General features: G+C 71.6%; 17 protein-coding genes. 11 read left to right on the top strand and 6 right to left on the bottom strand.

The features are described from left to right. Nucleotides 1-314: 314 nt before the first annotated feature. Both AC07DC_RS40235 and AC07DC_RS40240 read left to right on the top strand, forming a co-directional pair. Nucleotides 315-767, top strand: a complete 453-nt coding sequence (locus AC07DC_RS40235) for a hypothetical protein (RefSeq protein WP_478919860.1) — start codon at nucleotides 315-317, stop codon at nucleotides 765-767. Nucleotides 768-949: 182 nt separating this feature from the next. After that, complete coding sequence (locus tag AC07DC_RS40240; RefSeq protein WP_478919861.1) at nucleotides 950-2,455, top strand: CoA-acylating methylmalonate-semialdehyde dehydrogenase; 1,506 nt, start codon at nucleotides 950-952, stop codon at nucleotides 2,453-2,455. Here the strand turns inward: AC07DC_RS40240 and AC07DC_RS40245 are convergent. Beyond that, nucleotides 2,427-3,374 (bottom strand): phosphatase PAP2 family protein, encoded by a 948-nt coding sequence (locus AC07DC_RS40245; protein WP_478919862.1) that lies wholly within the window; start codon nucleotides 3,372-3,374, stop codon nucleotides 2,427-2,429. The two genes, AC07DC_RS40240 and AC07DC_RS40245, sit on opposite strands and share 29 nt — an antisense overlap. 140 nt (nucleotides 3,375-3,514) lie before the next feature. Beyond that, on the bottom strand, nucleotides 3,515-4,846 hold the full coding sequence (gene gabT / locus AC07DC_RS40250) for a 4-aminobutyrate--2-oxoglutarate transaminase (protein ID WP_478919863.1): 1,332 nt from the start codon (nucleotides 4,844-4,846) through the stop codon (nucleotides 3,515-3,517). Between the two features lie 257 nt (nucleotides 4,847-5,103). Between gabT and AC07DC_RS40255 the strand changes: the two genes are divergently transcribed. The 3 genes from AC07DC_RS40255 (at nucleotide 5,104) to AC07DC_RS40265 (ending at nucleotide 10,549) form a co-directional block, all read left to right on the top strand. After that, the gene (locus tag AC07DC_RS40255; protein WP_478919864.1) at nucleotides 5,104-7,215 is read left to right on the top strand and encodes a type IV secretory system conjugative DNA transfer family protein; all 2,112 of its coding nucleotides are present in this window, start codon (nucleotides 5,104-5,106) and stop codon (nucleotides 7,213-7,215) included. 189 nt (nucleotides 7,216-7,404) lie between these two features. Beyond that, nucleotides 7,405-8,985, top strand: coding sequence for a PucR family transcriptional regulator (locus AC07DC_RS40260; RefSeq protein ID WP_478919865.1), 1,581 nt, complete (start codon nucleotides 7,405-7,407; stop codon nucleotides 8,983-8,985). A gap of 118 nt (nucleotides 8,986-9,103) precedes the next feature. Continuing rightward, on the top strand, nucleotides 9,104-10,549 hold the full coding sequence (locus tag AC07DC_RS40265) for an aldehyde dehydrogenase family protein (RefSeq protein WP_478919866.1): 1,446 nt from the start codon (nucleotides 9,104-9,106) through the stop codon (nucleotides 10,547-10,549). Between the two features lie 110 nt (nucleotides 10,550-10,659). Here AC07DC_RS40265 and AC07DC_RS40270 read toward each other — a convergent pair whose 3' ends face one another. The 4 genes from AC07DC_RS40270 to AC07DC_RS40285 all read right to left on the bottom strand — a co-directional run bounded on the left by AC07DC_RS40270 (nucleotide 10,660) and on the right by AC07DC_RS40285 (nucleotide 14,411). Continuing rightward, nucleotides 10,660-11,418, bottom strand: coding sequence for an anti-sigma factor (locus tag AC07DC_RS40270; protein ID WP_478919868.1), 759 nt, complete (start codon nucleotides 11,416-11,418; stop codon nucleotides 10,660-10,662). Beyond that, nucleotides 11,415-12,002: a sigma-70 family RNA polymerase sigma factor gene (locus AC07DC_RS40275; RefSeq protein WP_478919869.1), complete on the bottom strand. Its 588-nt coding sequence runs from the start codon at nucleotides 12,000-12,002 to the stop codon at nucleotides 11,415-11,417. Before AC07DC_RS40275 ends, AC07DC_RS40270 begins: the two co-directional genes overlap by 4 nt. Before the next feature lie 69 nt (nucleotides 12,003-12,071). Continuing rightward, nucleotides 12,072-12,722: a fasciclin domain-containing protein gene (locus AC07DC_RS40280; protein ID WP_478919870.1), complete on the bottom strand. Its 651-nt coding sequence runs from the start codon at nucleotides 12,720-12,722 to the stop codon at nucleotides 12,072-12,074. Nucleotides 12,723-12,797: 75 nt separating this feature from the next. Next, complete coding sequence (locus AC07DC_RS40285) at nucleotides 12,798-14,411, bottom strand: molybdopterin-dependent oxidoreductase (protein ID WP_478919871.1); 1,614 nt, start codon at nucleotides 14,409-14,411, stop codon at nucleotides 12,798-12,800. Nucleotides 14,412-14,618: 207 nt separating this feature from the next. Between AC07DC_RS40285 and AC07DC_RS40290 the strand changes: the two genes are divergently transcribed. The 6 genes from AC07DC_RS40290 to AC07DC_RS40315 all read left to right on the top strand — a co-directional run bounded on the left by AC07DC_RS40290 (nucleotide 14,619) and on the right by AC07DC_RS40315 (nucleotide 21,992). Continuing rightward, nucleotides 14,619-16,559, top strand: a complete 1,941-nt coding sequence (locus tag AC07DC_RS40290; protein ID WP_478919872.1) for an acyl-CoA dehydrogenase family protein — start codon at nucleotides 14,619-14,621, stop codon at nucleotides 16,557-16,559. A gap of 74 nt (nucleotides 16,560-16,633) precedes the next feature. Further along, nucleotides 16,634-17,881: a 1-deoxy-D-xylulose-5-phosphate reductoisomerase gene (gene dxr / locus AC07DC_RS40295; protein WP_478919873.1), complete on the top strand. Its 1,248-nt coding sequence runs from the start codon at nucleotides 16,634-16,636 to the stop codon at nucleotides 17,879-17,881. Next, nucleotides 17,878-19,197: a M50 family metallopeptidase gene (locus tag AC07DC_RS40300; protein ID WP_478919874.1), complete on the top strand. Its 1,320-nt coding sequence runs from the start codon at nucleotides 17,878-17,880 to the stop codon at nucleotides 19,195-19,197. Before dxr ends, AC07DC_RS40300 begins: the two co-directional genes overlap by 4 nt. Nucleotides 19,198-19,292: 95 nt before the next feature. Then, complete coding sequence (gene ispG / locus AC07DC_RS40305; protein ID WP_478919875.1) at nucleotides 19,293-20,447, top strand: flavodoxin-dependent (E)-4-hydroxy-3-methylbut-2-enyl-diphosphate synthase; 1,155 nt, start codon at nucleotides 19,293-19,295, stop codon at nucleotides 20,445-20,447. A 125-nt stretch (nucleotides 20,448-20,572) separates the two neighbouring features. Next, a complete protein-coding gene (locus AC07DC_RS40310; RefSeq protein ID WP_478919877.1) occupies nucleotides 20,573-21,418 on the top strand; it encodes a GNAT family N-acetyltransferase in 846 nt (281 codons plus the stop codon). A gap of 16 nt (nucleotides 21,419-21,434) precedes the next feature. Then, a complete protein-coding gene (locus AC07DC_RS40315) occupies nucleotides 21,435-21,992 on the top strand; it encodes a GNAT family N-acetyltransferase (protein WP_478919878.1) in 558 nt (185 codons plus the stop codon). Nucleotides 21,993-22,031: the final 39 nt, after the last annotated feature.

Raw genomic sequence — 22,031 nt, forward strand, 5'->3', positions numbered from 1 at the left:
GCCCGGCCCTTCAAGTGGACCAAGACCGCAGACCAGATCATCGACCGGATCTGCCACTACTGCGCCAGGATCTCCGGACCGGCTCACTAGGCCTGTCATACCGAAGGGCCTCTCATACCGAAAGGCCTGTCATACCGATGGGCCTGTCCGGCCGGGAACCCGTCACGTGCGCCCCGCGCCCTCCAGGCGCACCCCCGCCCGGAACCCGCGAGCTGCCTCACTACCAATCGGTAGCAGAACCCGCGTAATGATTCGCGCTTCCGGCCCTCTCTTCCGTGACAGCAGTAACAGCTCCACGGGACGGAGGGACCGGCATGGGCAGCGCCGGTGCGAAGAGTGCGGTCGAATGGCTGGTATCCGCGGCACCCGATCCGGAGGCCTGCCGGTGGGACTGGGAACGCAACCCCCTCGGGGTGACGTTGCTGCCCGCCGGCAGGCTCTGGGACGTTCTGATCCTGACGGGGGAGCTGGGCTATCCGACGCTGGACGTGCTCACCCGGCTCGTCGACCGGCCGGGGCCGGTCCTGTCCGACTTCGGGGACTCCCGTATGGGGTTCTTCGTGCCCCCCGGAACGGCCGCCCGCTGGATCGCCACCGGCGTGCGCAGCGCGGGCCGCGGCACCTGGATCGTCGTCCCCTACCCCGGACGGGCCACCGGCGGCGTCCGCTGGCTCATCCCGCCCGACGGAACCGGGCACCTCACCGATCCGGTGATTCTGGAACTGGCGATGCACGAGGCCGTCGCGCAGCTCGCGGGGAACGGCTGAACCACCGAGCTCTTCCCGGATTCCCCTCGATTCCCCCCGGAATCGTCCCGGAACCCTTCCGCGGACACCGGCCGTCCGACGATCTGTAAGGCCCCGCGACGCGCCGCCGACACGTTGCTGCTTGTACGCCCCGCCACGCCCTCGCAAGACTGGTGGCAGGCTTACGAGAGAAGGGTCCCCCCGTGTCCACCAAGAACATCACCCACTGGATCGCCGGCCAGGCATGGACCGGCACCGCGGAGCGGCGCGGCGATGTGTACGACCCGGCCACCGGGGCGGTCACCGGACAGGTGGACTTCGCGTCGATCGGTGAGGTCGACCAGGCCGTCAGCGCCGCCGTCGAGGCGTTCCCCGGCTGGCGCAGCGCCTCGGTCGCCAAGCGCACCCAGGTGCTCTTCGCGTTCCGCGAACTGATCAACTCCCACCGCGACGAGCTCGCCGCGATCATCGTCTCCGAGCACGGCAAGGTGCACTCGGACGCGCTGGGCGAGATCGCCCGCGGTATCGAGGTCGTCGAGTACGCGTGCGGCATCCCGCAGCTGTCCAAGGGCGGCTTCACCGAGCAGGCCTCCTCCGGTGTCGACGTCTACTCGATCCGCCAGCCGCTCGGCCCGGTGGCGATCATCTCCCCGTTCAACTTCCCGGCCATGGTGCCGATGTGGTTCTTCCCCATCGCCATCGCCGCGGGCAACACGGTGGTCCTCAAGCCCTCGGAGAAGGACCCCTCGGCCGCCAACTTCATCGCGGGGCTGTGGAAGGAGGCCGGTCTGCCGCACGGCGTCTTCAACGTCGTGCACGGTGACAAGGTCTCCGTCGACCGCCTGCTGGAACACCCCGACATCAAGGCCGTCTCGTTCGTCGGCTCCACGCCGATCGCCCGGTACGTCTACGAGACCGGCACCAGCTACGGCAAGCGGGTGCAGGCCCTCGGCGGCGCCAAGAACCACATGCTGGTGCTGCCCGACGCGGACCTCGACCTCGCGGCCGACGCCGCCGTCAACGCCGGGTTCGGCGCGGCCGGCGAGCGCTGCATGGCCATCTCCGTCCTCGTCGCCGTCGACCCGGTCGGTGACGAGCTCGTCGAGAAGATCAAGGAGCGGATCGCCGGTCTGAAGGTCGGCCCCGGCTGCAACGGCGACTCCGAGATGGGCCCGCTGGTCACCGGCGTGCACCGCGACAAGGTCACCTCGTACCTCGACTCGGGCATCGCCGACGGCGCCACCCTCACCGTCGACGGCCGCAAGCACCCGATCTCGGGCGAGGGCATCGCCGACGGCTTCTGGCTCGGCCCGACGATCTTCGACAACGTCAAGCCGGGCATGTCCGTGTACGACGACGAGATCTTCGGCCCGGTGCTGTCCGTCGTGCGCGTCACCTCGTACGACGAGGGCCTGGAGCTCATCAACAGCAGCCCGTACGGCAACGGCACCGCGATCTTCACCAACGACGGTGGCGCCGCCCGGCGCTTCCAGTACGAGGTCGAGGTCGGCATGGTCGGCATCAACGTCCCGATCCCGGTCCCGGTGGCCTACTACTCCTTCGGCGGCTGGAAGAGCTCGCTCTTCGGCGACACGCACGCCTACGGCGAGGACGGCGTCAAGTTCTTCACCCGCGGCAAGGCGGTGACGCAGCGCTGGTTGGACCCGAGCCACGGCGGCATCAACCTGGGCTTCCCGACGAACAGCTGACCCCTTCAGCGTCACCTTCACCCTCACCGACATCGCCGGGCAGGTCCGTACTCCGGGCCTGCCCGGCGTTGCTGTCGGTCGACCCGGCCCGGGTCATCGCCACCCCCGACAGCAGCGCGGCGGTCAGGCACCAGCTGCCCAGGACGTCCAGCGGCCAGTGGTACCCGCACCACACCAGGGACACCCCGACGGCGGCCACCACCAGCGCGGCCGCGGCGGCGAGCAGCCGTCGCAGCGTCGTGCTCCGGACGAGGGGCAGGACGAGGAGCGCGGCGGCGCCGATGGCGACCGCCGATGACGCGGTGTGCCCGGACGGGAAGAAGCCGGGGTAGGAGCCGGGGCCGAGATGGCGGTGACCGGGGGAGGGGCGGGCGACGACCGTCTTGATGACACTGACGATCAGCGGGACGGCCGCCATGGCCAGGGCCGCGGCCAGTGGGCGCGCCCACCACCGTGGCAGCCCCGCCCGGCGGCCCTGCCACGCGGTGCCGCCGACGGCGGCGGCGAGGAGCGGGACCGCGATCGACGCGTTGCCGAGGTCGCAGAAGAACTGCCCGATGCCGTGCGGGCCGGGGTGCCGCGCGGCCGCGTGCTGAAAGCGTCGGAGCAGCCACCAGTCGGCGTCGACCAACGGGCCCCCGGCGACGACCTGACAGGTGATCAGCGCGAAGAGCAGCAGGCTGACGGCCAGGATCAGGGTCGGGACCAGGGTCAGGACAAAAGTCGGCCGCCCCGGAACAGGGGGGAGAGTTCCGAGGCGGCCAGGGCGATCTCCGTGCCGCTCGTCCCGGGGGGTTTGGGACGAGCGGTCGATCGATCGGCGAAGAGTGCCGGAACGCTTCGTTCCGGCGCTGTCGTGCGCGAGGGCACTGCCGTGCCGACAATGGGGGGTCGTCGACGCGGTGTCGCCCGTGGTCACCCACGAGCGGGATGGTGCGGTGTATCTGCGGAAACCGTACGTCACCGGCGAGGCCGCCGGGAGAGCGATTACCCCTCCGCCATCAGGCCCGCACACCTTCTTCACCGATGCCGCCCCCTTACCCAGAGTTACACCCGGAGTCACACCCGGGCGAGGGCCTCCTCGATGATGTCGAGACCCTCGTTCAGCAGATCCTCGCCGATGACCAGCGGCGGCAGGAAACGCAACACGTTGCCGTAGGTGCCGCAGGTCAGAACGACCAGGCCCTCGGCGTGGCAGGCCTTCGCCAGCGCGGCGGTCGCCGCGGCGTTCGGGGTCTTGGTGCCCGGCTCCACGAGCTCGACGGCGATCATGCCGCCGCGGCCGCGAACCTCGCCAATGATGTCGAACTTCTCCTGCATCGCGTGCAGGCGGCCCTTCATGACCTCCTCGATGCGCCGCGCCCTGGCGTTGAGGTCGAGCTCCTTCATCGTCTCGATCGCGCCGAGCGCCGCGGCGCACGCCACCGGGTTGCCGCCGTAGGTGCCGCCGAGGCCGCCCGCGTGGGCGGCGTCCATGATCTCGGCGCGGCCCGTGACGGCGGCGAGCGGCAGGCCGCCCGCGATGCCCTTGGCGGTGGTGATCAGGTCCGGGACGACGCCCTCGTCGTCACAGGCGAACCACTGGCCGGTGCGGCAGAAGCCGGTCTGGATCTCGTCCGCGACGAACACGATGCCGTTGGCCTTCGCGAACTCGGCGATCTTCGGCAGGAAGCCCTTGGCCGGCTCGATGAAGCCGCCCTCGCCCGCGATCGGCTCGATCACGATCGCGGCCACGTTCTCGGCGCCGACCTGCTTGGTGATCATGTCGATCGCCTGGGCCGCGGCCTCCTCGGCGCAGTTCTCGGCGCCGGTCAGCCAGCGGTAGCCGTAGGCGAGCGGCACGCGGTAGACCTCGGGCGCGAACGGCCCGAAGCCCTCCTTGTACGGCATGTTCTTGGCGGTGAGCGCCATCGTCAGGTTGGTGCGGCCGTGGTAGCCGTGGTCGAAGACGACGACCGCGGTGCGCTTGGTGTACGAGCGGGCGATCTTCACCGCGTTCTCGACGGCCTCAGCACCGGAGTTGAACAGCGCGGTGCGCTTCTCGTGGTCGCCCGGGGTCAGCTCGTTGAGCTGCTCGGCAACCTCCACATACCCCTCGTACGGGGTCACCATGAAACAGGTGTGGGTGAAGTCCGCGAGCTGCGCGGTCGCCCGCCGCACCACGGCCTCGGCGCTGTTGCCGACCGAGGTCACCGCGATGCCGGAGCCGAAGTCGATGAGCGAGTTGCCGTCCACGTCCTCGAGCACGCCGCCGCCGGCGCGCGTCACGAAGACGGGGAGAGTGACGCCGATTCCGCTGGGGACCGCCGCGACCTTGCGGGCCATCAGCTCCTGCGACTTCGGGCCGGGGATCGAGGTGACGAGCCGGCGCTCCTGGGACAGTTCGGTCATGGCGGGCGTACTCCTCTTATATGTCCACGGGCTTTTCCCGCAGGCTAAGCGGGGGCCGCGCGGACCCGCTTACTCCGATAGGGCGCAGTGGCGGGTGGCCATTCGACACGGCGGACAGTCCGCTTCCCGGCAGACCGTAGTCCTGGCAGGCGATTTCGGCACCCGCGCCTCGCGAAGTGCCATGATCCTTATGGTCCGGTGTCCGCTCCACTACATTGAGTTCCGTCGCTGGCGACGAGGCTGAGGGGCGGCCGAAAGTGGATATCGAGGGTACGCAGGGATTCCGGAAGGCCGCGCCCGCGACCCCGCCGGTACCGAGGCCGGCGGGCCCGCCACCGATGCCGCCGCTGCCGCAGGCGCCACCGGTGTCGGCGCTGGAGACCTGGCTGCGCACCCCGCGCCACCACGACGCCCCGGGGATCTTCGGCTACGGGCACGTACCCCGCCCGCCGGAGGATCCGGGCCGGCTCGCCGGGCGGCGGCTGATCGGCGGCGCGCTGCTGGCGCTGCTGTGCGGGCTGCTGGTCTGGTCGCTGCTCTGGAACTACTTCGGCAGCCTCTGGCTCAAGCCGATGTTCTGGCTCATCCCGGACGACTGGGCCTACACCGGCGACCGCGTCGCCTACACGGTCGTCTCCAACACCTACTACCTGATCTGGGTCGGCCTGCTGGCCTATGTCTTCGGCCGGGCCGGTCACTGGCCGGAGGTCTGGCGCCGGTACGCCGCGCCCGCCCTGAGCCGGCTGTGGGACGAGCCGGCGCCGACCGGGGTACGGCCCGACGGTCAGCCCGTCGAGGACGACCCCGTCCAGTGGCCCGAACTGCGGGCGGCCGGGCAGCACGCGCTCGCCGACCGGCTCGCGGCCGAGATCCGCGGCGGGCGGATGAACGATGTCGACTACACGCGGATCCAGCGCGCCTGGACGTCGGTGCGGGCGGAGCCGCGACGGATCGACGCCTTCGCCGACACCGTGCTGCGGCAGGGCGCCGCGGCCTGCCTGCACCCCTCCGGCGCGCGCGACCTGCCGTTCCGCTCGGCGACGCACGATCTGCTCGGCGGCCAGGTGCGGATCGGCCTGGCACCCGCCGACGACCGCAATCCGTACCAGCACCGCGGTGCGGGGCTGGCGCTCGACCCGTCGCTGCTCGGCACCGGTCTGCTCGCCGTCGGCCCGCCCGGCTCCGGCAAGACCCGGCAGCTGGTCCGCCCCGTCGTCGAGTCGCTCTGCCTGCAGGCGCTGTCCGGCACCGCCGCGGTCATCGCCGTCGGCTCCGCCGGCACCGACCTGGGACCGGCGGACGCCTTCGACGTCGTCATCTCGCTCGGCGACCCCGCCTCGCGCTACGACCTGGACCTGTACGGCGGCAGCCCCGACCCGGACGCGGCCGGCAGCACCCTCGCCGAGGCGCTCATCGACGACGGCCCCACCCACGAGGCCGACATCCGGCGGGCCGCCACCGCACTCTCCCAGCTGCTCGGCCCGTACCGCGCCGCCCACGGGCGCTTCCCCGCAGTCACCGAGCTGCGCGAGCTGCTCGACGGCATCCCGCACGCCTTCGCCGCGCTGCGCGGCGCGCTGGACCTGGCCGGGGAGCCGGGCCCGGTCCGCGAACTGGAGGCACGGCAGCGGCAGGCGGAGCGGCCCGACGACATCGGCACCCTGCTCGCCGACCGGATCGCGCTGCTCGACCGGCCGGCCTTCGCCGGGTTCTTCGACGTCACCGGCCGCACCCGGCCGTTCTCCATGCACACCCTGGAGCACGCGCTGCGGGTCCGCATCGACCTGCCGGAGCGCGGCCACGCCGAGGCGTCACGGATCCTCGCCCGGCTCGTACTCGCCCAGTTCACCGCCGCGGTCACCGGCCGCCGCGACCGGTCGCTCTTCGCCTGCCTGGTTCTCGACGACGCCGCGCACACCATCACCGGCGAGTCGGTGCGCGGACTGCAGCGGCTGCGCTCCGCCAACGCCGGGGCCGTGCTGGCGCTGCGGACGCTCGACGACGTCCCCGAGGCGCTGCGCACCGCGCTGCTCGGCGCGGTCGGCTGCCGGATGGCGCTGTCCGGGATCACCACCTGGGACGGCAAGCGGTTCGCCGAGGCCTGGGGCACCACCTGGGTGGAGACCCGGGACGTGACACGCACGCCCGACCAGTCCGGCGGTCTGCTGCGACGCCTCAACCGCGGGGTGCGGCGGCTGTTCACCGGAGAGGCGGTCACCACCGAGTCGGTCACCGTCCGCCGCGTCGAGCGCGAGCGCTGGTCCGCCTCCGAGCTCGCGCATTCGGTGCCGGCCGGGCACGCCGTCGTCTCGCTCACCGCCACCGACGGCGAGCACGCCCCGCCGATACTGGTCGACCTCCGCGGCTGATGCCGACGCCTGATGCCGACGCCTGATCTCCGACGGCTGATGCCGGGATCTGGACGGTGAGGCAGAATCGGAACCGGTCACCACTACCGGTCGGCCAAAACCTTCAGTCCTTTGGGCCTCCTGGCCCGGCGGGTCATCGCGACCCCGCCGGCGCCGCCGGAAGCCCCCCGCCGGAGGCGACAGCGCGTCATGCCCCTCACCCTCGCCTCTCTCGTCCACCACTCGGCGCTCAAGCTCGTGGTCCTCGCCGGCGGCGACCGGCTCGACGCCACCGTGCGCTGGGTGCACACCAGCGAGCTGGACGACCCGGGACCGTATCTCGAGGGTGGCGAGCTGCTGCTCACCACCGGGCTCAAGCTGGCCGTCGACGACCCGGAGAGCCTGCGCGGCTACGTGCGGCGGCTGGCGGACGCCGGGGTGGTCGGGCTGGGCTTCGGTGTCGGGGTGGGGCACGACGCGGTGCCGCCCGCGCTGGTGGACGCCGCGGCGGAGCTGGACCTGCCGCTGCTCGAAGTGCCGCGCCGTACGCCGTTCATCGCGATCAGCAAGGCCGTCTCCGCGGCGGTCGCGGCCGACCAGTACCAGGCCGTCACCGCCGGGTTCGAGGCGCAGCGCGACCTGACCCGGGCGGCCCTCGCCCCGGACGGCACCTCCGCGCTGCTCGGCCGGCTCGCGCACCACCTCAACGGCTGGGCCGCGCTCTACGACGCCTCCGGTGCGGTGCTCGCCGCCGCCCCCGAGTGGGCGGGCCGCCGCGCCGCCCGGCTGGCCGGCGAGATCGACCGGCTGCGGGACAAACCCGCGCCGGCCAGCGCGGCCGTGGCGGGTCCCGCGGGCACCGAGGACCGCGTCGAGCTGCAGTCGCTGGGCACCGCGCGCCGGGCGCGCGGCTTTCTCGCCGTCGGCACCGAGGAGCGCCTCGACACCCCCGCCCGCTATGTCGTGCACGCCGCCGTCGCCCTGCTCACGCTCTCCCTGGAGCAGTCCCGGGCGCTCCAGGACACCGAGCAGCGGCTCGCCGCGGCCCTGCTGCGGATGCTGCTCGCGGGGGAGAGCGAGCATGCCCGTACCGTCGCGGGCCAGCTCTACGGAGACCTGCTGACGCGGCCGGTGCGGCTGCTCGTCGTGGAACCGGCCGAGCTGCCGGCCAAGCCGGCCGCCCGTACCGGCCGCCCGGTGGTGGCGCTGGACTCGGTGGCGCTGCTGGCCGAACGCGCCGAGGCCGCCGGCGCCCGCTCGGGTGAGCCGGTCATCGCCGTACGCGAGGGCCCCCGGCTGGTGGTGCTCGCCGCGGACGGCTCCGCCGTGCTCGGCGCCTGCACCGATTTCGCGGAGGCGGACGACACGCTGGCCGCCGGGCTGTCCGCGGCGGTCCCGGTGGCGGAGCTGCCGGACGCCCACCGGCAGGCCGAACGGGCGCTGGCCGTCGCGCTGCGGCGCGGCCGCAACCTGGTCGAGCACGGCGAGGTCGGTGCAGGATCGGTTCTCCCGCTGCTCTCGGACGATGCCGTCCGGGCGTTCGCCGAGGGGCTGCTGCGCCCGCTGCGCGAGCACGACGCGACCAGCCGCGGCGACCTCGTCGCCTCCCTCCAGGCGTGGCTCTCGCGGCACGGCCAGTGGGACGCGGCCGCCTCCGACCTCGGCGTCCACCGGCACACCCTGCGCTACCGCATGCGCCGGGTGGAGGAGATCCTCGGCCGCTCGCTGGACGACCCGGACGTCCGGATGGAGCTGTGGCTGGCGATGAAGACCGTGCCGCCGGGCGAGTGACACAACGGAGTATCCGGCCCGACAGGTACTCCGCAGTGGACAAACGTCCCCGCGCCCTCCCCGGCCTACCGTGGATGCACGTGATCGATCACCACCCCATCGGAAGGGCCGGGCCGCTGTGAGCACCCCCACCGCATTCTGGCTCGCCGGCCGCAAGGCGACCGGCGAGGACAGCTTCGACGTCACCAACTCGTGGGACGGCCGGGTCGTCGGCACGGTCAGCGTTCCCACCGAGGCCCAGGTCGAAGAGGCCGTCGCGGCCGCCGAGGCCGTGCAGGCCGAGTTCGCCGCGACCCCGGCCCACGTCCGGTCCGCCGCGCTCGACCTCGTCGCCCGGCGGCTCGCGGAGCGCACCGAGGAGATCGCCCGGCTGATCACGGCCGAGAACGGCAAGCCGATCAAGTGGGCCCGCGGCGAGGTCGGCCGCGCCGTGTCGGTGTTCCGCTGGGCGTCCGAGGAGGCCCGCCGCTTCAACAGCGGCGAGGCGCAGCGGCTGGACACCGACGCCGGCGGCGTCGGCCGGCTCGCGCTGACCCGGCGCTTCCCGCGCGGTTCCGTGCTCGGCATCGCGCCCTTCAACTTCCCGCTGAACCTCGTCGCCCACAAGGTCGCCCCGGCGATCGCGGTCGGCGCGCCGATCATCCTCAAGCCGGCCCCCGCGACCCCGCTGTCGGCCCTGGTGCTGGGCGAGATCCTCGCCGAGACCGACCTGCCGGCCGGCTCCTGGAGCGTCCTTCCGGTCCCCAACGACCGGATGCCGGCCCTGGTGCAGGACAAGCGCCTGCCGGTGATCTCCTTCACCGGTTCCGACAAGGTCGGCTACCAGATCATGGATTCGGTGCCGCGCAAGCACACCACCCTCGAACTGGGCGGCAACGCCGCGGCGGTGGTGCTCGCCGACTGGTCCTCCGAGGAGGACCTGGAGTGGGCGGCCACCCGTATCGCCACCTTCGCCAACTACCAGGGCGGCCAGTCCTGCATCTCGGTGCAGCGGGTGATCGCCGACGCGTCCGTCTTCGACGTGCTCGCCGAGAAGGTCGTCGCCAAGGTCGCGGCCCAGGTCACCGGTGACCCGTCCGACGACGCCACCGACGTGGGCCCGCTGGTCGACGAGAACGCCGCGAAGCGCGTCGAGTCCTGGGTGGACGACGCGGTCGCGAAGGGCGCCAAGCTGCTCACCGGCGGCACCCGCGACGGCGCCTCGTACGCCCCGACGGTGCTCACCGAGATCCCCGCGGACGCGATCCTCGCCACCGCGGAGGTCTTCGGCCCGGTCCTGTCGCTGCAGAAGGTCGACGGCGCGGACGAGGCGTTCGCGGCCGTCAACGACTCGAACTACGGCCTGCAGACCGGTGTGTTCACGCACGATCTGCAGACTGCCTTCCGCGCCCACCGCGAGCTGGAGGTCGGCGGCGTGATCATCGGCGACGCTCCCTCGTACCGCGCGGACCAGATGCCGTACGGCGGCGTGAAGGACTCCGGTGTCGGCCGTGAGGGCGTCTCGTACGCCATGGCCGACTACACCTACGAGCGGGTCCTCGTCCTGACCGGCCTGGACCTCTAGACCGACGGACCACCCTCCACCGGCCGGGGCGCATGTGCGGTGCGCCCCGGCCGGTTTTTCCTGCCCGGATCCGGTTCCACCCGCGGATCCGGGCCGCTTTCGCGTGCCGGTCAGGAGTCGATTGGTACGACCATGACCGGCGGACCCGACGGGGTCCGCGAACCGCCGGCCGGCTCCACCGTCACCCCGACCCCGTCGACACCGCTCGGGCCGCCCGCCAGGAGCTGCGTGCCGTCCGTGCGGCCCGGCGTGACGAGACCGGCCGGGATCATCGAGCCGTTCTCGCTGTACCAGAGCTGGTAGACCTGCGAAGGGGCCAGCGGCGGCAGGTCGTGGTAGACGAACGCCGTCCGGCCGAGCCGCTGGGAGGAGACCACGGTCGCCCCGCCGCCGCCCCGCATCGAGCCCGTTCGCAGCGTGGCGTCGGGCGCCGCCATCAGCGTCTCCAGGTCGGAGGCGCGCTGCTCCGCCTGGACGTTGCCGTCCCGCGCCCGGTCGGCGTCGCGCTGCGCCTGCACGGCCCAGACGCCCGCGCCCGCGGCCAGGGCCAGACAGGCAGCGGCGGCCAAATACGGCAGCCGCTGCCGCCACCGCGAGCTCCGCATCGGCACGACGACCGGTTCGACGACCAGCGGCGGCAGTTGCCGTACCTCGGGCAGCGCCCACATGACGCGATCCCGCAGCCCCGGCGGCGGCACCTGCGCCACCGCGAAGGCCAGCCGGGTCGCGGTCTCCCGCAGCTCGCGTACCTCCTGCGCGCAGGCGGGGCATTCGGCGAGATGCCGGGCGAACTCCGCCGCCTCCGCCGGGGAGAGGGCGTCCAGCGCGTAGGCGCCGGTCAGTGTGTGCAGATCGGCGGAGTCGGTCACGACGTCACCCCCAAGCAGTCCCGCAGTCGGATGAGCCCGTCCCGCAGACGGGTCTTGACGGTGCCGAGCGCGGTTCCCAGCACATCGGCGGTTTCACGGTAGGTGTACCCGCGGTAGTAGGCGAGGTTCACCGATTCACGCTGGAGCTCGGTCAGCGTCCCCAGGCAGCGGCGCACCTGCTCGCGCTCCAGCCGCCGCTCGACGTGCTCCGACACCTCGTCGAAGGCGGGGGAGTGGTCGCGGACCGCGGCCCGTTGTTCGCGGTCGGCCGAGGCCTGCGCCGAGCGCACCCGGTCGACCGCCCGGCGGTGGGCGAGCGTCATGATCCAGGCCATGGCGCTGCCGCGTCCGGCGTCGAAGCGGGCGGCGCTGCGCCACACCTCGATCAGGACCTCCTGGGTGACCTCCTCGGACTGCGCGGGATCGCGCAGCACCCGGTGGGCGAGCCCGAGAACGGAACCGGCGACAGCCGAGTACACGCTGTTGAACGCCTCCTGGTCGCCCCTGGAGACCCGTTCGAGCAGGGTCTCCAGGCTGCCGGGGCCGGGCGCCACGGGACCGTTGTGCTGGGCTACCGCGCGCATGCGCACCTCCGAGCAATGGTTGTCACACCACTGGTTCGTAGCCGGGGCCCCGGCGGATTGGCCGTTCGGTCAGGAAACCGGCGGCATCAGGACGGTGTCGACGATGTAGACGTTGGCGTTGGCGGTCTTGACGTTGCCGCAGACCACGTTGGCGGTGTCGTTGACCATGTACGACTCGCCGGAACCCTTGGTCATCAGGGACTGCTTCTCCAGCGTGGGGAACATACCGTTGTTGAGCTGGTTCGGGGTCAGCGGTTCGCCGACAACGTGGTAGGTCAGGATCTTGGTGAGAGTCTCCTTGTCCGCCAGCACCTGGTCCAGGTCCGCCTTCGGGATCTTGGCGAAGGCCTCGTTCGTCGGTGCGAAGACCGTGATGTTCTGCGCGCTGTTGAGGGTGTCGACGAGACCGGCCTGCGTCACCGCGGCGACCAGGGTGGACAGCGCGGGGTTGTGCGAGGCGGCGGTGGCCACCGGGTCCTTGGCCATGCCCGCGAAGCTTCCCGCGCCGTCCTTGGGCACGCCGGCGCAGGCGTAGCCGAAGGGCGCGGACGCGTTCGTCGTGCCGCCGGCGCCGGACGAGGTGCCCGGTGCGACGGCGTTGCTGTTCGCGGCGTTGCTCTGGTCGTAGCCGCTGTCAGAACAGGCGGACGCGGTGACGGCGAGGACGGCCGCGGCGGCCGAGGCGAGGGCGACACGGCGGATACGAATGGTTGTGTACATGACAGATCTCCTGGTGAGGGTTCCCGGTGGGACCGGGTCGTTGCTGGTGGGGATGGCGGCGGGGGTCCGCGGAGCTCACTCCACGGTGACCACCAGCGAGTGCCATCCCGTCGAGCCGTCGGGCACGGTGCCCTGCCGGTCGCCGGTCTGGGTCCGGCCGGTGCGGTCCGTCGCGCGGACCTCGATACGGTGCGAGCCGGGCTTGGCGTCCCAGAGGTAGGACCACTGGCGCCAGGTGTCGGCGGTGTCCTCGGCGGCGGGCCTGGCGGCCAGCCACGCACCCCCGTCGATCCGCACCTCGGTGCGGTCGATGCCCCGGTGCTGGGCCCACGCGACGCCCGCGACGGGCACCGGGCCCGCCTTCAACGAGGCGAAGGGCCGGGGTGTGTCGATCCGGGACGAGGTCTTGACGGGGGCTTGCGCGGACCAGCTGCGCCGGACCCAGTAGGCGTCGAAGTCGGCGAAGGTGGTCAGTTCCAGGTCGGTCAGCCACTTGCAGGCCGACACGTAGCCGTAGAGGCCGGGGACGACCATCCGGACCGGGAAGCCGTGGGTGAAGGGCAGCGGCTCGCCGTTCATTCCGACCGCGAGCATCGCGTCACGGCCGTCGAGCACCGTCTCGACGGGGCTGCCGAGCGTCATCCCGTCCACCGAGCGCGCCACCAGCTGGTCGGCCGGACCGCCGGCGGACGGCGGGCGGACCCCGGCCTCCTTCAGGAGCGCGGCCAGCGGCACCCCGATCCACCGGGCGTTGCCGACGTAACGTCCGCCGACCTCGTTGGAGACGCAGGTCAGGGTGATGTCCCGCTCGATCAGCGGGCGCCGCAGCATGTCCTGGTAGCCGACCTCCAGCGGCTTGGTGACGCCCTTCCCATGGATCCGCAGCCGCCAGCTGCCGGCGTCCACCTGGGGAACGGTGAGTGCGGTGTCCACCCGGTAGAAGGACGGGTTGGGCGTCGTGAAGGGCTGCATCCCGGGAATCTTGAGGTCGGCCCCGGCGGGGACCCGTCCCGCCGCCGACCGCGGGGCGGGCAGTCTCACGGATTCGCGTGACGCGACAGCCGCGGCGTCGGTCGCGTTCAACCGCCGCCCGACGGCGCCGCCGACGGCGGAGAACGTGGCCGCCACGGACGCGGCGATCAGGAACCCGCGCCGGTCGAAGGCGCCCGCCGGTGGGGGCACCTCCCGGCGGTGGTCGGGGGAGGGACTCCCGGCGCCGTCCGGGACCGGCGGTCCCTGGCCGCGGATCCGGCCGGCCAGCAGCCACAGCACCGCCGCCCCGGCCAGTGCGCCGACGAGCGAGGGAAGCGCGTCCGTCCACACACCCACCGGCCGCCGGACCGCCGCCACCGCGCCGACCGCACCGAAGGCCGCCACACCGGCGACCCCCGCCGGCCGGTGGTACACGGCGATCATCCCGACGACCGCGGCGAAGAGCGCCAGCGTCGCCACGATGCCCAGCTGCAGCACCAGCTTGTCGGAGGTGCCGAAGTGCCGGATCGCCCACTCCCTGACCTCGACCGGAGTCGCGTCGACCGCCGCCCCGCCGATCGCCGTCACCGGCGAGGCCTGCGGCCCGACGGCGACGGCCACCAGCTCGGCGGCGGCGAGCGAGACGGCAGCCGTCACTTCCCCGCTCACCGCGCCGAGCGGCAGCTCGCGCTTCCGGTTCGTGTTCACACAGGGCATTCGGAGCAGCACGCGGGGCGGATTGGTCGCTCACCCGATCGGGTGAGCGGGCCGCCCGTGCTCCCGACCCTTGCTGCGCGGGGGGTGGTGGCCCGACGGGAATTGGGGTAGATACGGGCAAGTAGCACCGATCGGTAACTCGGTAGCTCGGTTGCCTGGTGACCGACCGCGCCCGTACGTCCCGACTCCGCGGCGAGGTGAGCCCTCTTGACCGCACCATCCGCACACAACGTTTCTGAACGCGAGGCCCGGCAGGTGGCCGAGGCCGCCCGCGAACAGGACTGGCGGAAGCCCAGCTTCGCCAAGGAGCTGTTCCTGGGCCGCTTCCGGCTCGATCTGATCCATCCGCACCCCATGCCGGCGCCCGACGACGTCCAGCGCGGCGAGGAATTCCTCGCCAAGCTCCGGGACTTCTGCGAGACGAAGATCGACGCAGCCCGCATCGAACGCGAGGCGCAGATCCCCGACGAGATCATCAACGGGCTCAAGGAGCTCGGCGCCCTCGGCATGAAGATCGACACGAAGTACGGCGGCCTGGGTCTCACTCAGGTGTACTACAACAAGGCCCTCGCCCTCGTGGGCTCCGCCAACGCCTCGATCGGCGCGCTGCTCTCCGCGCACCAGTCCATCGGCGTACCGCAGCCCCTCAAGATGTTCGGCACCACGGAGCAGAAGGAGACCTTCCTTCCGCGCTGCGCGCGCACCGACATCAGCGCCTTCCTGCTCACCGAGCCCGACGTCGGCTCCGACCCGGCCCGGCTGGCGACCAGCGCGGTCCCCACCGAGGACGGCTCCGCGTACGTCCTGGACGGCGTCAAGCTCTGGACGACCAACGGCGTCGTCGCCGACCTGCTGGTCGTCATGGCCCGGGTGCCGAAGTCCGAGGGGCACAAGGGCGGCATCACCGCCTTCGTCGTCGAGGCGGGCTCCGAAGGCGTCACCGTCGAGCACCGCAACGCCTTCATGGGGCTGCGCGGCCTGGAGAACGGTGTCACCCGCTTCCACCAGGTCACCGTCCCCGCCGGCAACCGCATCGGCCCCGAGGGCGCCGGCCTCAAGATCGCCCTCACCACCCTGAACACCGGCCGCCTCTCGCTGCCCGCGATGTGCGTCGGCGCCGGGAAGTGGTGTCTGAAGATCGCCCGCGAGTGGTCCCTGGTCCGCGAGCAGTGGGGCAAGTCCATCGCGAAGCACGAGGCGGTCGGTTCGAAGATCGCCTTCATCGCGGCGACAACGTTCGCCCTCGAAGCCGTCCTCGACCTGTCGTCGCAGATGGCCGACGAGGACCGCAACGACATCCGCATCGAGGCCGCCCTCGCCAAGCTCTACGGCAGCGAGATGGCCTGCCTGATGGCCGACGAACTCGTGCAGATCCGCGGCGGCCGCGGCTTCGAGACCGCAGCGTCCCTCGCCGCCCGCGGCGAGCGCGCCGTCCCGGCCGAGCAGGTGCTGCGCGATCTGCGCATCAACCGCATCTTCGAGGGCTCGACGGAGATCATGCATCTGCTGATCGCCCGCGAGGCGGTCGACGCCCACCTGTCCGTCGCGGGCGATCTCATCGACCCCGACAAGAGCCTCGGCGACAAGGCCAAGGCCGGCGCCAAGGCAGGCGGCTTCTACGCCCGCTGGCTCCCCAAACTCGTCGCCGGCGCAGGCCAACTGCCCACGTCCTTCGCCGAGTTCCACCCGGACGGCTACCCGGACCTCGCCACCCACCTGCGGTACACCGAGCGCAGCGCGCGCAAGCTCGCCCGCTCGACGTTCCTGGCCATGGCGCGCTGGCAGGGCCGGATGGAGACCAAGCAGGGCTTCCTCGGCCGCATCGTCGACATCGGGGCGGAGCTCTTCGCGATGAGCGCGGCCTGCGTACGCGCCGAGATGCTGCGCTCGTCCGGCGAGGAGGGCCGGGCCGCGTACCAGCTCGCCGACGCCTTCTGCCGGCAGTCCCGGATCCGTGTCGAGGAGCTCTTCACCCGCCTGTGGTCCAACACCGACGACCTGGACCGCAAGGTCGTCGACGGGGTGCTCGGCGGCGCCTACACCTGGCTGGAGGCCGGCGTCGTCGACCTCAGCGGCGACGGCCCATGGATCGCCGACGCCACCCCCGGCCCCGCGACGACCGAGAACGTCCACCGCCCCATCCGCTGACCCGGGCCCCGGCCCGGGACCCGACACCCGCATCCCCTGTCCGAGCCGACAGGGGATGCGGCCACAATGGGGGGATGACGGACTCCCTCGCAGACCCGCATCACCGCGAATTCGCGGCCGCCGCCGATACCGAAGGACCCCGGGACATCGTGATCCTCGGCTCCACCGGATCGATCGGCACCCAGGCCATCGACGTGGTGCTGCGCAATCCCGACCGCTTCCGTGTGGTGGCGCTGTCCGCCGCGGGCGGCCGGATCGAGCTGCTCGCCGAGCAGGCCCACCAGCTGCGGGTGCGGACCGTGGCCGTGGCGGACGAGGACGCCGTCGAGCCGTTGCGGCAGGCGCTCGGCCGGCACTACGGCGCGGGCGAAACGCTCCCCGAGATCCTGTCGGGGCCCGACGCCGCGACCCGGCTCGCCGGGAGCGAGTGCCACTCGGTGCTCAACGGCATCACCGGTTCGATCGGGCTGCGCCCGACGCTGGCGGCCCTGGAGGCCGACCGGGTGCTGATCCTCGCCAACAAGGAGTCGCTGATCGTCGGCGGCCCGCTGGTGAAGGCGCTCGCGAAGCCCGGCCAGATCATCCCGGTCGACTCCGAGCACTCCGCGCTCTTCCAGGCGCTGATGGGCGGCACCCGCGAAGAGGTCCGCAAGCTGATCGTCACCGCCTCCGGCGGCCCGTTCCGCGGCCGCACCAAGGAGGAGCTCGCCGGCGTCACCCCGAAGGACGCACTCGCGCACCCGACCTGGGACATGGGCCCGGTCATCACGATCAACTCCGCGACCCTGGTCAACAAGGGGCTGGAGGTCATCGAGGCGCATCTGCTCTACGACATCCCCTTCGACCGGATCGAGGTCGTGGTCCATCCGCAGTCGTACATCCACTCGATGGTGGAGTTCGCCGACGGTTCGACGCTGGCCCAGGCGAGCCCGCCCGACATGCGGATGCCCATCGCGCTCGGCCTCGGCTGGCCCCGGCGGGTGCCGGACGCCGCACCCGCGTTCGACTGGTCGAAGGCGTCGACGTGGGAATTCTTCCCGCTGGACGACGACGCGTTCCCAGCGGTGGCTTTGGCGCGACATGTAGGTAGCCTCGGTGGCACCGCACCCGCGGTGTTCAATGCGGCGAACGAGGAATGCGTCGATGCCTTCCTCGCCGGCCGGCTTCCCTTCACCGGGATCGTGGACACCGTCGCCCGGGTGGTCGAGGAACACGGCCATCCGGATCCGGGAACTCGGCTGACCGTCGAGGACGTCCTTGAAGCGGAAGCGTGGGCACGGGCTCGCGCACGGGAACTGGCTACGGAGGCTGCACGGGTATGACGGCACTCATGTGGGGCGTCGGGATAGTCATCTTCGTCGTGGGCCTGCTGTTCTCCATCGCCTGGCACGAGCTCGGCCATCTCTCCACCGCCAAGCTCTTCAAGATCCGCGTGCCGCAGTACATGGTCGGCTTCGGTCCGACGATCTGGTCGCGGCACAAGGGCGAGACCGAGTACGGCATCAAGGCGGTCCCGCTCGGCGGCTACATCCGCATGATCGGCATGTTCCCGCCCGGCCCGGACGGCAAGATCACCGCCCGTTCCAGCTCGCCGTGGCGCAGCATGATCGAGGACGCCCGCTCGGCCGCGTACGAGGAGCTGCAGCCGGGCGACGAGACGCGGATGTTCTACACGCGCAAGCCGTGGAAGCGCGTCATCGTGATGTTCGCCGGGCCGTTCATGAACCTGATCCTGGCGGTGGCGCTCTTCGCGGTCTCCCTGATGGGGATCGGCGGAAACGTCACGACCACCTCGGTCGGCAGCGTCGCGGAGTGCGTGGTCAAGGCGTCGGCCACGACCGACAAGGCCACCAAGGCCGACGTCTGCCCCAAGAACTCCGTGGCCCCGCCCGCCAAGGCCGCCGGTTTCAAGGCGGGCGACCGGATCGTCTCCTTCAACGGCCACCCGGTCAGCGACTGGAACGACCTGTCGGACCAGATCCGCGACACCATCGGCCCGGCCACCATCGCGGTCGTACGGGACGGCAAGCAGCTCACCCTGCACCCGACCCTGGTCAAGAACACGGTGAACAAGAAGGACAGCGACGGCTTCCCGATCAAGGGCCAGTACGTGGACGCCGGGTTCCTCGGCTTCAGCCCGGCCAACGGCGTCCGGACCCTGACCTTCGGTGAGGCCACCGACCGCATGGTCTCGATGACCAAGAACTCGATCCGCGGCATCGGCGACATCCCCTCGAAGATCCCCGCGCTGTGGGGCTCCGCCTTCCAGGGCAAGGAGCGCACCGTCGACCAGCCCGTCGGCATGGTCGGTGTCGCCCGGATCGGTGGCGAGGTCTTCTCGCTGAAGATTCCCGCGACGCAGCAGATCGGCGTCATGATCAACCTGCTCGCCGGCGTGAACCTGTCGCTGTTCCTGTTCAACATGCTGCCGCTGCTCCCGCTGGACGGCGGCCACATCGCCGGCGCCCTGTGGGAGTCCCTGCGCCGCAGGCTGGCGAAGCTGACCCGGCGCCCGGACCCGGGCCCCTTCGACGTGGCCAAGCTGATGCCGGTCGCCTACGTCGTCGCGGGTATCTTCATCTGCTTCACGGCCCTGGTGCTCGTCGCCGACGTTGTCAATCCGGTGACGCTCTCCTGACGGATGCGGGAGACGTGGGCGGGTTGCCGTAACCTCGGTAAACGGAGCCCGCCCACGCCGGGACCTTGTTCCACACCCTTGGGGATGCCAAGAACATGACCGCGATTTCGCTCGGAATGCCCGACGTTCCGATCAAGCTCGCCGACCGCCGCAAGAGCCGCAAGATCCAGGTCGGGTCGGTCGCGGTGGGCGGGGACGCGCCGGTTTCGGTCCAGTCGATGACGACGACGGTGACCGCGGACATCGGGGCGACGCTCCAGCAGATCGCGGAGCTCACCGCTTCCGGCTGCCAGATCGTGCGAGTGGCCTGCCCGACGCAGGACGACGCCGACGCGCTCGCCACCATCGCCAAGAAGTCGCAGATCCCGGTGATCGCCGACATCCACTTCCAGCCGAAGTACGTCTTCGCGGCGCTCGACGCCGGCTGCGCGGCCGTCCGGGTCAACCCCGGCAACATCAAGCAGTTCGACGACAAGGTCAAGGAGATCGCGAAGGCTGCCGCTTCGGTCGGCACCCCGATCCGGATCGGCGTCAACGCGGGCTCGCTGGACCGCAGGCTGATGGAGAAGTACGGCAAGGCCACCCCCGAGGCGCTGGTGGAGTCCGCGCTCTGGGAGTGTTCGCTGTTCGAGGAGCACGGCTTCCAGGACATCAAGATCTCGGTGAAGCACAACGACCCGGTCGTGATGGTCAACGCCTACCGGCTCCTCGCCAGCAAGTGCGACTACCCGCTGCACCTGGGCGTGACCGAGGCCGGTCCCGCGTTCCAGGGCACCATCAAGTCCGCCGTCGCGTTCGGCGCACTGCTCTCCGAGGGCATCGGCGACACGATCCGCGTCTCGCTCTCAGCCCCGCCGGTCGAGGAGATCAAGGTCGGCCTGCAGATCCTGGAGTCGCTGAACCTCAAGCAGCGCCGCCTGGAGATCGTCTCCTGCCCGTCCTGCGGCCGCGCCCAGGTCGACGTCTACAAGCTCGCCGACCAGGTCTCCGCAGGCCTGGAGGGCATGGAGGTCCCGCTCAGGGTCGCCGTCATGGGCTGCGTCGTGAACGGCCCGGGTGAGGCCCGCGAGGCCGACCTCGGTGTCGCCTCCGGCAACGGCAAGGGCCAGATCTTCGTCAAGGGCGAGGTCATCAAGACCGTGCCCGAGTCGAAGATCGTGGAGACCCTGATCGAAGAGGCGATGAAGATCGCCGAGCAGATGGAGGCCGACGGCATCGCGTCCGGCGAGCCCCAGGTCAACGTGAGCTGACCGGGGAAAGGCCAGGAGGCCACCCCCGCGAAACCCGCCGTCGCGAGGTAAAGTGCGAAGATCTACCCCCGGCCATGTGGCCGGGGGTACCCCCGCCCCCCGCGGCCTGTAGGTGAGGCGCACACGTGTTGACGACGACGACCGCGAAGGTCCTGGAGGCCGGCGAACTCGACGCCGCCCTCGAAGTGCTCGACCGCGACCCCGTGTCCAACGCGTTCGTCGCCTCCCGCGTGAATGTCGCGGGCCTCGACCCCTGGCGCCTCGGCGGCGAGATGTGGGGCTGGTACTCGGGCGGCCGGCTCACCTCGCTGTGCTACGCCGGAGCCAATCTGGTGCCCATCTGCGCAGGCCCCGAGGCCGTTCGCGCCTTCGCCGAGCGGGCCCGCAGGGCCGGCCGCCGCTGCTCGTCGATCGTCGGACCCGCCGAGCCCACCACCGAACTGTGGTCGCTGCTCGAACCCAGCTGGGGCCCCGCCCGCGAGATCCGCGGCCGCCAGCCGCTGATGACCACCCGCGCGCTGCCCGCCGGCATCACACCCGACCCCCTCGTGCGCCGCGTCCGGCGCGACGAGATGGATGTGATCATGCCCGCCTGCGTGGCCATGTTCACCGAGGAGGTCGGCGTCTCCCCGCTCGCGGGGGACGGCGGGCTGCTCTACCAGGCCCGGGTCGCCGAACTCGTCACCGCCGGACGGTCGTTCGCCCGCATCGAGAACGGCCGGGTGGTCTTCAAGGCCGAGATCGGCGCCGTCACCCGGCACGCCTGCCAGATCCAGGGCGTCTGGGTGGCACCGGAGTACCGGGGGCAAGGGCTGTCCGAGGCCGGGATGGCCGCCGTGCTGCACTACGCGCTGCGGGATGTGGCCCCGGTCGCCAGCCTGTACGTCAACGACTTCAACGCACCCGCCCGTGCCTCCTACCGCAGGGTCGGATTCACCGTGGTCGGAGCCTTCATGAGCGTGCTGTTCTGACGTAATGTCCCGTCCCATGGAAGATGTCGTGGTCGGCCGTCTGGACCTCGAGGAACGGGTCGACGAGGCCCTCGCCGTACAGGCGCTCGCCTTCGGGCTGGACGACGACGAGATCGCGATCCGCCGCCAGATCGTCGTGCGGCACCTCGCCTGCCCCGGGGCCCGCGCGCTGGGCGCCACCACCGAGGACGGACGGCTCGTCGGTTTCGTCTACGGCATGCCCAACGACCGTGCCCACTGGTGGTCCACCGTCGTCCAGCCATACCTGCGCCACCGCGGCACCGAGCAGTGGCTCGACGGCTCCTTCGTCATCACCGAACTGCATGTACTGCCCGCCTTCCAGGGGCTGGGCATCGGACGGCAGCTGATCACCACCATCACCGACACGGCCACCGAGCCGCGCAGCATCCTCTCCGCGATCGACGTCGAGAGCCCCGCCCGCCGGCTCTACCGGGCACTGGGCTACGTGGACCTGGCCCGTCCCGTGCACTTCCCCAGCGCGACGAGCCCGTACGCGGTGATGGGCGCCCCGCTGCCGCTGCTCCGCCCGGTCAGGTCCCAGGGCCCGGCCTAAACGCATTTCCGTGGTGCCGGACGGGCTGGATATCCTCGC

Source organism: Streptomyces sp. NPDC045021 (assembly GCF_056432645.1).